The organism is Pseudomonas sp. Soil_N_39 (genome assembly GCF_057655955.1).
Genome location: NZ_JBDGLI010000005.1, coordinates 59993 through 73336, shown reverse-complemented (window position 1 = coordinate 73336; position 13344 = coordinate 59993). Strand labels below are relative to the sequence as shown.

Genomic DNA, 13344 nt, shown 5'->3' with positions numbered 1-13344 from the left:
CGAGGCGCCTGTATCGCGGGCAAGCCTTGCTCCCACAGATACCTCTTTCAAGCTACAGATGTGTGTTCGGCTTTATTTCACTTAACCAACGGGTACCGCCCCATGTCTGCTCAAACCCCGGATTCAGCCGCCCGAAGCTACTTCGGCAGTTTCAGCAAAAGCGCCGAAAGCGAGTTCATGCCGGAAACTGCCGGCGCCACGCTGCAGGATTCGCCCCGGCGCTCGCGGGTTACCGTGTGGCTGGCGGCCGGGTTGATCGTCAGCGGGCTGGTCTGGGCAAAGTTTGCGGTCTTGCAGGAAGTCACCACCGGCGAAGGCAAGGCGATTCCGTCAAGCAAGATCCAGGTGATCCAGAACCTGGAGGGCGGCATCGTCACCGAGATATTCGTGCGCGAAGGCCAAATGGTGAACAAGGGCGACACCCTGCTGCGTCTGGACGATACACGGTTCCTGTCGAACAAGGGCGAGAGCGAGGCTGACCGCTATGCGCTGACAGCCCAGGTCGAGCGCCTGTCGGCCGAGGCCGAGGGGCGGCCGTTCGCGCTTTCGGCAGAGGTCACCGCCAAGGCCCCGCAAGTGGCCGAGGACGAGCGCTCGCTGTATGAACAACGCCAGCGGCGCCTGGCCAGCGAACAACGCACCCTGACCGAACAACTGCGGCAGAAGACCCAGGAACTGGCAGAGTTTCGCTCCAAGCAAGGTCAGTTCAGCTCCGCCCTGGCCTTGCTGCAGGAAGAAATGAACATGTCCGCCCCCTTGGTGCGCACCGGAGCGGTATCGCCGGTGGAGATCCTGCGGCTCAAGCGCAGCGCGGTGGAGATCCGCGGTTCGCTCAACGCCACCACCCTGGCGATTCCCCGGGCCGAATCGGCGATCAACGAGATCAAGAGCAAGATCGACGAATCGGAACAGACCTTCCGCTCCGAGGCGGCCAAGGACCTCAACGAGAAACGCACCGAACTGTCGAAGATCACCGCATCGAGCATCGCCATCGACGACCGCGTGACCCGCACAACCGTGGTCTCGCCAGTGCATGGGGTGATCAAGCAACTGAAGGTCAACACCATCGGCGGCGTGGTGCAGCCGGGCAATGACATGGTGGAAATCGTGCCCCTGGAAGACAACCTGCTGATCGAAGCCAAGGTCCGCCCCCAAGACGTGGCGTTCCTGCACCCTGGCCAGAAAGCCATGGTCAAGTTCAGCGCCTACGACTACACGATCTATGGCGGGCTCAGTGCCAAGCTCGAACTGATCGGCGCCGACACCATTACCGATGACAAGGGCAACAGCTTCTACCTGATCCAGGTGCGCACCGACAAAAACCACTTGGGCGGGGATGCCAAGCCGTTGCTGATCATTCCGGGAATGGTCGCGACAGTGGACATCATCACCGGGGAGAAAAGTGTCCTGGATTACTTGCTCAAGCCAGTGTTGAAGGCGCGGACCGAGGCGATGCGTGAGCGGTAAGCCTTGAGCTGAGACTTTCATTGATTGTTCTACCGCTATCGCGAGCAAGCTCGCTCCCACAGTGGTCTGTGCTGATCACACATTTTGTGGGCACAGAAGATCAACTGTGGGAGCGAGCTTGCTCGCGATGAGGCCGGCAACCACACCCTATTTTTCAGCATGATTACGCCGAAACGTTTCCGCCCCCATCGCCGCAATCTGCCCCTCGATCAACGCCTCGAACGGCCTCAACAAAGGTTCGAAGCTCTCTGGCGCTTCCAGGACTTGCAACGCCTGGACAATCGCCTCCACCGTCGACAACGCCCCCGGCCCGGGCGCCTTGCGCAAGCGGTAGCGGGACACACCGCCCTCCGCCAACGTCACCCTCGGCAGTGCCGCCAGCAGCGGGTTGAGGTGCAGCAGCTTGCGCGCCTTGCGCCAGGTGCCGTCGGGAACGACCAACAGCAGCGGCTCATCGGACGGCTCGTAGGCGTGCAGCGGCTGCGCATCATCAGCGGGAAACAACAACCGCGCCTGATAACCCGGCTGATTGAGCAACCGGGGCAAATCCTCGAACACCTCGCCCACGATCAGCTCGGCATTGCGCAGCCCCAACGCCGCCAGCCGGGCGGTGTTCAAGGCATGGTCCACTTCGCTGGGATGCTGCAGCAGCAAGACGCGGGTGCGGCTGTCGAGGCTGGGAATCAACGGGCACAGGCAATGGCTCTGCGGTCGTTGGCAACGCGGGCATTGGATTCTGGACATGGTCAGGCCTGATTCAGTTGAGCTTTGAGCAAGTCACGGAAGGTCTGGATCAACGGCTCGCGGCTGCGACCACGGCGCACGATCATCGAAAACGGCGCCTGATAGCCGAAGGTCGCCGGCAGCAGCACGCGCAAGTCGCCCTTGTCGACCCAAGCCTGGGCGTAGTGCTCAGGCAAGTAACCGACATAGGCACCGGACAGCACCAGGATCAACTGCGCCTCCATGCTCTCCACCGTCGCCGCGCTGTGCTTGAAGCCGTGGCGGGCCAGTTCAGCCTGGCTCCAGTAACCGCGCCCGACCATGCGCTGCTGGGTGATGACTTGTTCAGGAATGCGCCGCTCGTTGAACAACGGGTGGCGGTTGCTGCAATACAACCAGTGCTGCTCGCGGTACAGCGGCATGTAGACCAGCCCGCTCATGCGCGTGGAAAACGCACCGATGGCCAGGTCCAGGCGGTTGTCCTGCACGCCGAGTTGCAGCTCGTAAGGGCTCATGACGGATAGATGCAAATGCACCGCCGGATGCTCCTGGCTGTAGGCACCGATGGCTTCGGCGAACGGCAAGGCCTTGTCGCTGACCGTCGAGTCGATCACCCCCAGGTTCAACGTGCCGCGCAGTTCCCCCTTGAGCGCGGCGGCGTATTGCTCGAACCCTTCGAGCTCGCCCAACAGGCGCAGGGTTTCCTGGTGGAACAACTCGCCCTTGCTGGTCAGGCTGAACCCGCCCCGGCCGCGATGACACAGCACCAGGCCCAAGGCCGATTCCAACTGGCTCATGTAGGTGCTGATGGCCGACGTGGACAGGTTGAGCTCGTGCTGGGCATTGGCGAACCCCTGGTGCCGGACCACGCTGACGAAAATGCGCAGCAGTTTCAGGTCGGGTAGAGCGTTGGCCATTGGGTGTCTCCCGATCACACATGGATAGAACTTGTCGCGCTGTTGTGGCGAGGGAGCTTGCTCCCGCTCGGCGGCGCAGCCGTCGTAAAACCTGGCAACGCGGTCTGTCTGACTCACCGAGGTGAATGGTTTTGGGGCCGCTTCGCTGCCCAGCGGGAGCAAGCTCCCTCGCCACAGGGGCATCCTGTCCTCCAGGACTGCACTGCTGCGAAGTCTATCGCCCCCTCCAACATTAGTTTAGAAAAATCTGAACTAAGTATTTGCCGCCAGCGATTCTTCACGGCAAAAGCTTTTCGCAGAATCGGCCCCTGATAAATAAAACAACGATGAGGCCCTACCCGTGGACAAGATTCTTCACCAACCACTGGGCGGCAACGAAATGCCGCGCTTCGGCGGCATCGCCACCATGATGCGACTTCCTCATTTGCAAACCGCTGCCGGCCTCGACGCTGCCTTCGTCGGCGTGCCGCTGGACATCGGCACCTCCCTGCGCGCTGGCACCCGCTTCGGCCCCCGCGAAATCCGCGCCGAATCCGTGATGATCCGCCCCTACAACATGGCCACCGGCGCCGCGCCGTTCGACTCACTGTCAGTGGCGGACATCGGTGATGTGGCGATCAACACCTTCAACCTGATGGACGCGGTGCGGATCATCGAAGAGTCGTACCACAAGATCCTCGAACACAACGTCATCCCCCTGACCCTGGGCGGCGACCACACCATCACCCTGCCGATCCTGCGGGCGATCCACAAGAAACACGGCAAGGTCGGCCTGGTGCACATCGACGCCCATGCCGATGTGAACGACCACATGTTCGGCGAGAAAATCGCCCATGGCACCACCTTCCGACGCGCCGTGGAAGAAGGCCTGCTCGACTGCGACCGCGTGGTGCAGATCGGCCTGCGGGCCCAGGGCTACACCGCCGACGATTTCAACTGGAGCCGCAACCAGGGTTTCCGCGTGGTCCAGGCCGAAGAGTGCTGGCACAAGTCCCTGGCACCGCTGATGGCCGAAGTGCGTGAGAAAGTCGGCGGCGGCCCGGTGTACCTGAGCTTCGACATCGACGGCATCGACCCGGCCTGGGCACCCGGCACCGGCACCCCGGAAATCGGCGGCCTGACCACCATCCAGGCGATCGAAATCGTGCGTGGCTGCCAGGGCCTCGACCTGGTCGGTTGCGATCTGGTAGAAGTCTCGCCGCCGTACGACACCACCGGCAACACCTCGCTGCTGGGCGCCAACCTGCTGTACGAGATGCTCTGCGTGCTGCCCGGCGTGGTTCATCGCTGAGGCGCCGCCATGAACGATCACGATCAGGTACTTGAGGCCGCCGCAAAACTGGTGGCGGCCTTCGCCCGCAATGACCGCGACGCCTACTTCGGTGCGTTCACGGCCGATGCGAGTTTTGTGTTCTACACCCTCGGACAGCCCCTGCTGTCACGCGATGCCTACCAGGCGTTGTGGGATCGCTGGCGGTCCGAGGATGGCTTCGAGGTGCTCGCTTGTACCTCGAGCAACGCCTTCGTCAGCCTGCAAGGGGACGTGGCGATTTTCATCCATGACGTGGCCACCGAGCTGCGCATGCAAGGGGAGCTTCACCTTAGCCAGGAGCGCGAAACCATTGTGTTTCGCCAAGAACAACAAGGCCTATGGCTGGCCTGTCATGAACATTTGTCCGCAATGCCGGAAGGGCTGCCACCCCCTTAGCCAAACAGGCGACGCTCACACACGATGAGTGCGCCTCGATGATCGGAGCAGATCATGAATAACAATAACGATAAAAGCCTTACGCACATTGAAACCAACGGGGTCGAACAGATCCCGGACCACGAACGCACCGCCGGCCCGGGCGACCTGTTTCGCCTGATCTTCGGCGGCGCCAATACCTTTGCCACCGCCGTGCTCGGCAGTTTCCCCGTGCTGTTCGGCCTGTCGTTCCAGGCTGGGGTCTGGGCGATTGTGCTGGGGGTGTTGGTGGGATCGATCATTCTCGCGCCGATGGGCCTGTTCGGCCCGCTCAACGGCACCAACAACGCGGTGTCTTCCGGTGCGCACTTCGGCGTGCACGGGCGCATCGTCGGCTCGTTCCTCTCGTTGCTGACCGCCATCGCGTTTTTCTCGCTGTCGGTGTGGAGCTCGGGCGATGCGTTGATCGGCGGCGCCAAGCGGCTGGTCGGCGTACCGGAAACCGACCTGAGCCTGGGCCTGGCCTACGGCCTGTTCGCCCTGCTGGTGTTGACGGTGTGCATCTACGGCTTCCGCTTCATGCTGTGGGTCAACCGCATCGCCGTGTGGGCCGCCAGCCTGCTGTTCCTGCTGGGCATTTTCGCCTTCGCACCGACCTTCGACAGCCAGTTCGCCGGCACGGTCAGCCTCGGCCAGCCGGGCTTCTACGCCGCCTTCATCGGCGCGGCGCTGGTGGCCATGAGCAACCCGATTTCCTTCGGTGCGTTCCTGGGCGACTGGTCGCGCTACATCCCGCGCAATACCCCCAAACGCCGCATCATGCTGGCCGTGATCGCCGCGCAACTGGCGACGCTGATCCCGTTCCTGTTCGGCCTCGCCACCGCCACCATCGTGGCGATCAAGGCGCCGGACTACATCGCGGCCAACAACTACGTCGGCGGGTTGCTGGCGGTGTCGCCGGGGTGGTTCTTCCTGCCGGTGTGCCTGATCGCGGTGATTGGCGGCATGTCCACCGGCACCACGTCGCTGTATGGCACCGGGCTGGACATGTCCAGCGTGTTCCCACGGGTGCTGTCGCGGGTCAAGGCGACGCTGCTGATCGGCGTGATGTCGATTGCGTTCATCTTCATCGGGCGCTTCGCGGCGAACCTGGTGCAGAGCGTGTCGACCTTCGCGGTGCTGATCATCACCTGCACCACGCCGTGGATGGTGATCATGATCATCGGCCTGCTGGTGCGCCGCGGCTTCTACTGCCCGGATGACCTGCAAGTATTCACCCGCGGCGAAACCGGCGGGCGCTACTGGTTCAGCCACGGCTGGAACTGGCGCGGCCTGGGGGCGTGGATTCCCAGCGCGTTGGTGGGGTTGTGCTTCGTCAACCTGCCGGGGCAGTTCGTCGGGCCGCTGGGGGAACTGGCCGGCGGGATCGACATCAGCCTGCCGGTGACCCTGGGCCTGGCCTCGGTGGTGTACCTGGCGTTGCTGGGGCTGTTTCCAGAGCCGGCGGCGGTGTATGGGCCGGGGGATCCGCGAAGCCAGGATGCTTCGGAGCCAATCGATAAACCCTCCCTCAGACAGACCGCCTGACCCGAGATCAACGAAATACCTGTGGCGAGGGAGCTTGCTCCCGCTGGGCTGCGCAGCAGCTCCAAGCTTTTAGCGGTTGCTGCGCAACCGAGCGGGAGCAAGCCCCCTCGCCACAACAGCTCGTTCGCACTGAGGCTGCAGTGCCAGGGACAGCACCGCCTCGTCCCATATAAAAAAGACAATCGGAGACACGCCACCATGGCTTTGGACTTAATCGTCGTTCTCATCTACGCCACCGGCATGATCGCCCTCGGCTGGTACGGCATGCGCCGCGCCAAGACCCGTGACGACTACCTGGTCGCCGGGCGCAACCTCGGCCCGGGCTTTTACCTGGGCACCATGGCCGCCACCGTCCTGGGCGGTGCGTCCACCATCGGCACCGTGCGCCTGGGCTACGTCTATGGCATTTCCGGGTTCTGGCTGTGCGGCGCCATCGGCCTGGGCATCGTCGGCCTCAGCCTGTTCCTCGCCAAGCCGTTGCTCAAGCTCAAGATCTACACCGTGACCCAAGTGCTGGAGCGCCGCTACAACCCGGCCGCGCGCCAGGCCAGTGCGCTGATCATGCTGGTGTATGCGCTGATGATCGGTGCCACCTCGACCATCGCCATCGGCACCGTGATGCAGGTGCTGTTCGGCCTGCCGTTCTGGGTGTCGATCCTGGTGGGCGGTGGCGTGGTGGTGCTGTATTCCACCATCGGTGGCATGTGGTCGCTGACCCTCACCGACATCGTGCAATTCTTGATCATGACCGTGGGTCTGGTGTTCTTGCTGATGCCGATGTCCATCGTCGACGCCGGCGGCTGGGACACGATGGTGGCCAAGCTGCCGGCCAGCTACTTCGACTTCACCGCCATTGGCTGGGACACCATCCTCACCTACTTCCTGATCTACTTCTTCGGCATCTTCATCGGCCAGGACATCTGGCAGCGGGTGTTCACTGCTCGCAGCGAAGGCGTGGCCAAAGTGGCCGGCACCGCAGCCGGCCTGTACTGCGTGCTGTACGGCCTGGCCGGGGCGTTGATCGGCATGGCGGCCAAGGTTTTGCTGCCGGACCTTGCGAACGTCAACAACGCTTTCGCCAGCGTGGTGCAGACCAGCCTGCCCAACGGTATTCGCGGGCTGGTGATCGCCGCGGCCCTGGCGGCCTTGATGTCCACCGCCGCAGCGGGCTTGCTCGCGGCGTCCACCACGGTCGTCCAGGACTTGCTGCCCCGTCTGCGCCAGGGCCGTGAGAGCGGCAGTGGCGATGTCCACGAGAACCGCATCGCGACCCTGCTGATGGGGGCGGTGGTCCTGGTGATCGCCCTGGTGGTCAGCGACGTCATCAGCGCCCTGACCCTGGCCTACAACCTGTTGGTGGGCGGCATGCTGATCCCACTGATCGGCGCCATCTACTGGAAACGCGCCACCACCGCCGGCGCGATCACCAGCATGTCGCTGGGCTTCTTGACCGCACTGTTCTTCATGCTCAAGGACGGCCTGGACGCGAACACGCCGATCTACTACAGCCTAAGCGTGGCGCTGGTGAGTTTTGTGCTGGTGAGTGTGTTGGCGCCACGGCCGGGTGTGGTAACCAAGGCGGTTTGACCGACAACCCTTGGCAATGAAACCCCCTGTGGGAGCGAGCTTGCTCGCGATAGCGGCTGTACAGGCAACACACCTGTTGAATGTTCCCCCGTCATCGCGAGCAAGCTCGCTCCCACAGATTCTGTCTTCAGAAATAAAAAGATCGCAGTTCCGGCCCATCTCAATTGAAATGGTCCGGAGCTGCGATCTCTCCAAATTCTGCGGTGTGTTTACCGGCGGCGCGGTTGGCGGCGGCGTTGCTCGTCATCGGTGCGGATCGGTACCGGTTGCATCGGCGGCTCGATCAGGCCAAGCGCGACACCCAAGTCGTGAAGCCAGTTCTGGATTTTCTCTTTCATCGTGGTGCCCCCTCAGGGTGGTGCGAGCGGCAGATTTCTGTGGCCCCTTCGCACTGATAATAGTCCGATGTTCTACGCAATGCTCGTCTCAGTTTGCAATGATCTGTTACTGAATTGATCCAAATCCACCTCCCGGAGTTCAAGCCGATTGCGCCGTGATCATTGGCGCTCGCGGCCAGGCCTGTTGTTGCAATTCGATCCAGGCGTTCAGGTTGGCCCCGACCATGCCTTTGCGCCACATCAGCCAGGTGGTGGCGCTGGCAAACGGCTCTGCCAGCGGATGCACCGTCACCCGCTCGCGGCCCGGCAGGCTGGCCAGCATCGACTCAGACATCAACGCCACCCCGGACCCGGCGATCACACACGCCAGCATCCCTTGGTAAGACTCGATTTCCATCGCCCGACCCATGGTTGCATGGTCATGGGCAAACCAGGCTTCCAAGCGCATCCGGTACGAGCAACCACGCCGGAACGTGAACACCGCGCGACCCTGCACATCCAGCGCACTGCGCACCGGCGGGTGATCGGCCTCGGTGATCAGCACCAACCGCTCGTCGCACAACGGCACGCCATCCAGCCCCGCCAACTCCAGCGGACCATCCACCAGCGCCGCATCGAGCCGATTTGTGAGCAACCCTTCAAACAACTCGCCACTCGGCCCGGACTGCACTTGCAGGTTCACCGCCGGATACGCCCGGTGATACGCCGCCAGCAGGTCCGGCAAATGCGTCGCCGCCGTGCTGTACATCGTGCCCAGCAGGAAATCCCCGGCTGGCTGCCCGCCCTGCACGGCGGCATGGGCCTCGTCGTGCAAGGCGAACAGCTTGGCCGCATAGTCCAGCAGGACTTTTCCTGCCGGCGACAACTGCAAACGCTGACGCTCGCGCAGGAAAAGGTCCACGCCCAGCTGCTCTTCCAGCTGCTTGAGCCGGGTCGACAGGTTCGACGGCACCCGGTGCAAGCGCTCGGCCGCCCGGGTGATGGAACCCTCCTCGGCCACGGCTTGAAAAATCCGCAGTTGGCTGAACTCCATAACCTTCTCCAAAAAAGAACAAGTTACTCACTATTATTCATTTTTAATGAAAGTCAATCAGTCCTAGCCTGACGGTCATTCGCCCCGACACCCGGAGAACGACCATGTCACCTTTTATTCGCCTGCTCGGCAGTTTCATCGCGCTGATGATGGCCATGGGCATTGGCCGCTTCGCCCTCACACCGCAGTTACCTCATTTGATCGGCGAAGGTCAGGTCGACTTGACCGCCGCCGGTCTGATTGCCGCCGCCAACTACCTGGGTTATTTCCTCGGCGCGCTGGACGCCATGTTCGCCCGTCGTCCGGAACAGGTGCGGCGACGGTTGCTCGGCGGCCTGTGGCTGTGCGTGCTGCTGACCCTGGCGTCGTTCTGGGCCTGGGGCTTCTGGCCGCACCTGGCGTTGCGCTTCGGCACCGGCGTGGCGAGCGCCTGGGTGATGGTGATGATCACCGCCCTGAGCCAACCCTTGGCCGCAGCGGCGGGACGGCCACGGCTCGGCGCACTGGTGTTTGCCGGACCGGGCTTGGGGATTTTCCTGACAGGTTTGTTGGCGTTGGGCTCGAACCTGCTGGGGCAGACCTCCGCGACCCTGTGGTTGGTGTATGCCGGCGTAGCCTTGGCGATGTTGCTGGTGATCTTGCCGATCCTGCCTCGACCGGCCGCAGCCGCGCCCGTAGCAATGCCGGTCAGTGCGTCACCGAACCGTGGCATCGCTCGGCTCGGAGTGGTGTACGCCCTGTACGGCGTGGGCTACATCATTCCGGCCACGTTCCTGTCGCAAATGGCCTCGGCGCAGTTCCACGGACAATGGCTGGCCGACCTGTTCTGGCCCTGCTTTGGCCTGGCTGCGGCCACCGGAGTTTTGCTGGTCAGCCTGCGTCGCCCCAACCCGAACAGCACCGGCCGCTGGCTGATCGGTACGCTCTGGCTGCAAGCCGCCGGGGTGTTTGCCTGTCTGCTGGGCAGTGGGCCAGGGCTGGCGCTGGGGGTGATCCTGTGCGGTGCACCGTTCCTGGCCTGCATGCAGCTGGTGATGCTGCGCTCCCGGGAACTGGCGCCTCACGCCACCCAGCGCAACGCTGGCCTGTTGACCGCCTGCTTTGCCGTGGGCCAGCTCAGCGGGCCCCTGCTGGCGGCGCTGAGCAGCCATTTCAGCGGCGGCCTGCAACCGGCGTTGATCATTGCTGGTAGCGGCCTGGTGCTGGCCGGTGGCCTGTTGCTGCGGCCCGCCAGCCGGGGCGCGACGAGCCCTTGCGCCCAAACCGCCCTGCGTTGATCAGGCCTGACCGGCCGGGCTCAACGCTTTGCTCAACTGCGCGGCCGGCTCCCGTCGCGCCAAGGCGAAATACAACACCCCGCCGAGGAAGCAACCGGTAAACCAGGCAAAGTTGGCCATCGGTTGCAGCAGCGGCGTGAAAGTGATCGCCACGCCCATCAGCGTCGCCGGAATCAGCGCCTTGACCGCGGTCCAGTTGATGCCGCCGCTGTAGTAATAGCGCCCGCTAGGCCCGTCATTGAACAGCGCGTCGACGTCGATCTGCTGTTTTTTGATCAGGTAGTAATCCACCAGCAGGATCCCGAACAGCGGGCCGATGAATGCGGCCAGCACGTCCAGGGTGTAGTGGATCACTTCGGGGTTGTTGAACAGGTTCCACGGCGTGATGAAAATCGACGCCACCGCCGCAATCATGCCGCCGGCACGCCAACTGATCTTGCTGGGGGCGACGTTGGCGAAGTCGAACGCCGGCGAGACGAAGTTGGCGACAATGTTGATGCCGATGGTGGCGGTCACGAAGGCAAAGGCGCCCAGCAAGACGGCCACGTCGTTGTCGATGCGCGCCACGGTGGCGATCGGGTCATGGAGCATTTCGCCGAACACCGGCAAGGTCCCTGAAACAATCACCACGGTGACCAAGGAGAACGCCAGGAAATTCACCGGCATCCCCCAGAAATTGCCCCGGCGCACGTCAGACATGCTTCGGCAGTAACGACTGAAATCGCCGAAATTCAGGGTCGGGCCGGAAAAGTACGACACCACCAGAGCCGTCGCCACGATCACCTGGCCGAAAGCCTGCCAGCCGGACAAGGACTTTTCCGACAGGGTGAAGTTGATATTGCTCCAACCGGCCTTCCACACGATCCAGCCGGCCAACAGAAACATCACGGCATACACCACCGGGCCGGCCCAGTCGATGAAACGACGGATAGACTCCATGCCGGTCCAGAACACCAGCGCCTGGACGAACCACAGGCTGAGGAAACCGAACCAACCCAAGTAGGACAAACCGGCAAAATGCGGCGTCGCATAGATTTCCATTGCAGGAAAAAACCGCAGCACCACGATGATCAGCGCGCTGGAAGCCAGGTACGTCTGAATGCCGTACCAAGCCACGGCGATCAAACCGCGGATGACCGCAGGAATATTCGCCCCGAACACGCCGAACGCCAGCCTGCAAATGACCGGATAAGGTACCGCCGCCTGCTGGCTCGGCTTGGCGACCAGATTGGCGATCAACTGCACGATGCAAATCCCTCCGAGCAAGGCAATCAGCACCTGCCAACTCGCCAGGCCCAAGGCGAACAGGCTGGCGGCAAACACATAGCCGCCCACGCTGTGCACATCACTCATCCAGAACGCGAAGATGTTGTACCAATTCCATTTCTGCGGCAGCGGGCCCAGGTCCTGGTTATAGAGGCGGGGGCTGTAGCCGTTGGGCAATTGCTCGGACATTGCGGGGCTCCTTTGTGTACCGCCGTGCCCCCGTATCGACCTGCTCACCATACTGCGCACGGGAGCCGGCATGGTTTGTATACGCGTTACTACGCAGAATGCGTGCCATAGGCGCTGGATGTGAGACAAACCGGGGTGTGCAGTGGGGGTTAAAGTTGAGCAGGAGCAGGCATACGCCCACGAACAGGGCGTGGGTGCATGCTAAAGGTGCAGGAGTTTGTATACAGAGGAAAGTCGCGGCGCGTCGCTATTATGTGGGAGCAAAGCTTGCTCGCGAAACAGGCGCCTCGGTTTCAGAAAGACTGCATCGCCTTCATCGCGGGCAAGCCTTGCTCCCACAGCTCGCCTCCCTGGCCACATAAACCCTTACTTGCCACAGATGCAGTGGCTCGACTGAAGATCAGCTCAATTCAATGCGATCCGCATGAATGACAATCTGCCCATTCTTGTACAGCGCACCAATGGCCTTCTTGAAGTTGCCCTTGCTCACGCCAAACAGGCTGCTGATCAGCGCCGGGTCGCTCTTGTCGCTGACTGCCAGGGTGCCATCGTTCTCCCGCAACTTGGCGAGGATCTTCGCGTTCAGGCTGGTGGCGGCTTCCTGGCCCACAGGCTGCAGGCTCAGGCTGATCTTGCCGTCCGGGCGGATTTCCTTGATGAAGCCTTTTTCCTGTTTACCGGCGCGCATGAACTTGAAGATTTCATTCTTGTGAATCAAGCCCCAGTGCTTGTTATTGATGATCGCCTTGAACCCCATGTCGGTGGCTTCGGCGACCAGCAAATCCACTTCCTGGCCCGGCGTGTAGTTGGCCGGGGTCTTGTCCAGATAACGATCCAGGCGCGCCGTGGCGGTGATGCGACGGGTGTGCTTGTCGAGGTAGACGTGCACCACGCAGTATTCGCCGGCGGTCATCTGGCGTTTTTCTTCGGAATACGGCAGCAACAGGTCCTTGGGCAGGCCCCAGTCCAGGAACACGCCGATGCTGTTGACCTCAACCACTTTCAGGCTGGCGAATTCACCGACCTGAACCTTGGGTTTTTCCGTGGTGGCGATCAATTTGTCGTCGCTGTCCAGATAAATGAAAACATTGAGCCAATCTTCATCTTCACTGGGAATATCCTTGGGAATATATCGATTGGGCAGCAGGATTTCGCCGTCCGCACCGCCGTCCAGATATAAACCGAAGTTAGTGTGTTTAACCACTTGCAAACTGTTGTAGCGCCCGACTAAAGCCATTTCCAATACCCTCATTGCGTGGGCGGCATTCTACCC

Annotated in this window: 12 protein-coding genes; 6 read left to right on the top strand and 6 right to left on the bottom strand. The window is 62.3% G+C overall.

Going from position 1 to position 13344, the window contains the following annotated elements; translation table 11 throughout:
- The first annotated feature begins 102 nt into the window (after positions 1-102).
- The gene (locus AC3A5O_RS09660) at positions 103-1467 is read left to right on the top strand and encodes an HlyD family type I secretion periplasmic adaptor subunit (protein ID WP_122569050.1); all 1365 of its coding nucleotides are present in this window, start codon (positions 103-105) and stop codon (positions 1465-1467) included.
- 147 nt (positions 1468-1614) lie between these two features.
- On the opposite strand, the gene AC3A5O_RS09655 is transcribed toward AC3A5O_RS09660, so the two are convergent.
- Together AC3A5O_RS09655 and AC3A5O_RS09650 are read right to left on the bottom strand one after the other, a co-directional pair.
- Complete coding sequence (locus AC3A5O_RS09655) at positions 1615-2211, bottom strand: tRNA-uridine aminocarboxypropyltransferase (protein ID WP_487753150.1); 597 nt, start codon at positions 2209-2211, stop codon at positions 1615-1617.
- Between the two features lie 2 nt (positions 2212-2213).
- Positions 2214-3107: a LysR family transcriptional regulator gene (locus AC3A5O_RS09650; RefSeq protein WP_003184133.1), complete on the bottom strand. Its 894-nt coding sequence runs from the start codon at positions 3105-3107 to the stop codon at positions 2214-2216.
- Between the two features lie 340 nt (positions 3108-3447).
- Here AC3A5O_RS09650 and speB point away from each other — a divergent pair, with 340 nt between their 5' ends.
- From speB to AC3A5O_RS09630, 4 genes are all read left to right on the top strand, one after another.
- On the top strand, positions 3448-4398 hold the full coding sequence (gene speB / locus AC3A5O_RS09645; RefSeq protein ID WP_487753149.1) for an agmatinase: 951 nt from the start codon (positions 3448-3450) through the stop codon (positions 4396-4398).
- Between the two features lie 9 nt (positions 4399-4407).
- Positions 4408-4815 carry a YybH family protein gene (locus AC3A5O_RS09640; RefSeq protein WP_305483005.1) on the top strand — a complete coding sequence of 136 codons (408 nt, stop codon included), beginning with the start codon at positions 4408-4410 and terminating at the stop codon, positions 4813-4815.
- 51 nt (positions 4816-4866) lie between these two features.
- Positions 4867-6381, top strand: a complete 1515-nt coding sequence (locus AC3A5O_RS09635; protein ID WP_305471161.1) for a purine-cytosine permease family protein — start codon at positions 4867-4869, stop codon at positions 6379-6381.
- Positions 6382-6579: 198 nt separating this feature from the next.
- Positions 6580-7968: a sodium:solute symporter family protein gene (locus tag AC3A5O_RS09630; protein WP_122569054.1), complete on the top strand. Its 1389-nt coding sequence runs from the start codon at positions 6580-6582 to the stop codon at positions 7966-7968.
- Positions 7969-8177: 209 nt separating this feature from the next.
- On the opposite strand, the gene AC3A5O_RS09625 is transcribed toward AC3A5O_RS09630, so the two are convergent.
- Both AC3A5O_RS09625 and ptrR read right to left on the bottom strand, forming a co-directional pair.
- A complete protein-coding gene (locus AC3A5O_RS09625) occupies positions 8178-8306 on the bottom strand; it encodes a PA1414 family protein (RefSeq protein WP_003198971.1) in 129 nt (42 codons plus the stop codon).
- A 139-nt stretch (positions 8307-8445) separates the two neighbouring features.
- Positions 8446-9339 carry a putrescine utilization regulator PtrR gene (gene ptrR / locus AC3A5O_RS09620; RefSeq protein ID WP_122569056.1) on the bottom strand — a complete coding sequence of 298 codons (894 nt, stop codon included), beginning with the start codon at positions 9337-9339 and terminating at the stop codon, positions 8446-8448.
- A 104-nt stretch (positions 9340-9443) separates the two neighbouring features.
- Between ptrR and AC3A5O_RS09615 the strand changes: the two genes are divergently transcribed.
- A complete protein-coding gene (locus AC3A5O_RS09615; protein ID WP_305470213.1) occupies positions 9444-10616 on the top strand; it encodes an MFS transporter in 1173 nt (390 codons plus the stop codon).
- Here AC3A5O_RS09615 and AC3A5O_RS09610 read toward each other — a convergent pair whose 3' ends face one another.
- Positions 10617-12071 (bottom strand): NCS1 family nucleobase:cation symporter-1, encoded by a 1455-nt coding sequence (locus AC3A5O_RS09610; RefSeq protein WP_487753148.1) that lies wholly within the window; start codon positions 12069-12071, stop codon positions 10617-10619.
- A gap of 400 nt (positions 12072-12471) precedes the next feature.
- On the bottom strand, positions 12472-13308 hold the full coding sequence (locus AC3A5O_RS09605) for a CvfB family protein (protein WP_122569060.1): 837 nt from the start codon (positions 13306-13308) through the stop codon (positions 12472-12474).
- Positions 13309-13344 lie beyond the last annotated feature (36 nt).

What these genes read in the sequence shown, in the direction of transcription:
- AC3A5O_RS09660 (WP_122569050.1), top strand. Translation starts at nt 103, where the DNA reads ATGTCTGCTCAAACCCCGGATTCAGCCGCCCGAAGCTACTTCGGCAGT.
- AC3A5O_RS09655 (WP_487753150.1), bottom strand. Translation starts at nt 2,211, where the DNA reads ATGTCCAGAATCCAATGCCCGCGTTGCCAACGACCGCAGAGCCATTGC.
- AC3A5O_RS09650 (WP_003184133.1), bottom strand. Translation starts at nt 3,107, where the DNA reads ATGGCCAACGCTCTACCCGACCTGAAACTGCTGCGCATTTTCGTCAGC.
- AC3A5O_RS09640 (WP_305483005.1), top strand. Translation starts at nt 4,408, where the DNA reads ATGAACGATCACGATCAGGTACTTGAGGCCGCCGCAAAACTGGTGGCG.
- AC3A5O_RS09630 (WP_122569054.1), top strand. Translation starts at nt 6,580, where the DNA reads ATGGCTTTGGACTTAATCGTCGTTCTCATCTACGCCACCGGCATGATC.
- AC3A5O_RS09625 (WP_003198971.1), bottom strand. Translation starts at nt 8,306, where the DNA reads ATGAAAGAGAAAATCCAGAACTGGCTTCACGACTTGGGTGTCGCGCTT.
- ptrR (WP_122569056.1), bottom strand. Translation starts at nt 9,339, where the DNA reads ATGGAGTTCAGCCAACTGCGGATTTTTCAAGCCGTGGCCGAGGAGGGT.
- AC3A5O_RS09615 (WP_305470213.1), top strand. Translation starts at nt 9,444, where the DNA reads ATGTCACCTTTTATTCGCCTGCTCGGCAGTTTCATCGCGCTGATGATG.
- AC3A5O_RS09610 (WP_487753148.1), bottom strand. Translation starts at nt 12,071, where the DNA reads ATGTCCGAGCAATTGCCCAACGGCTACAGCCCCCGCCTCTATAACCAG.
- AC3A5O_RS09605 (WP_122569060.1), bottom strand. Translation starts at nt 13,308, where the DNA reads ATGGCTTTAGTCGGGCGCTACAACAGTTTGCAAGTGGTTAAACACACT.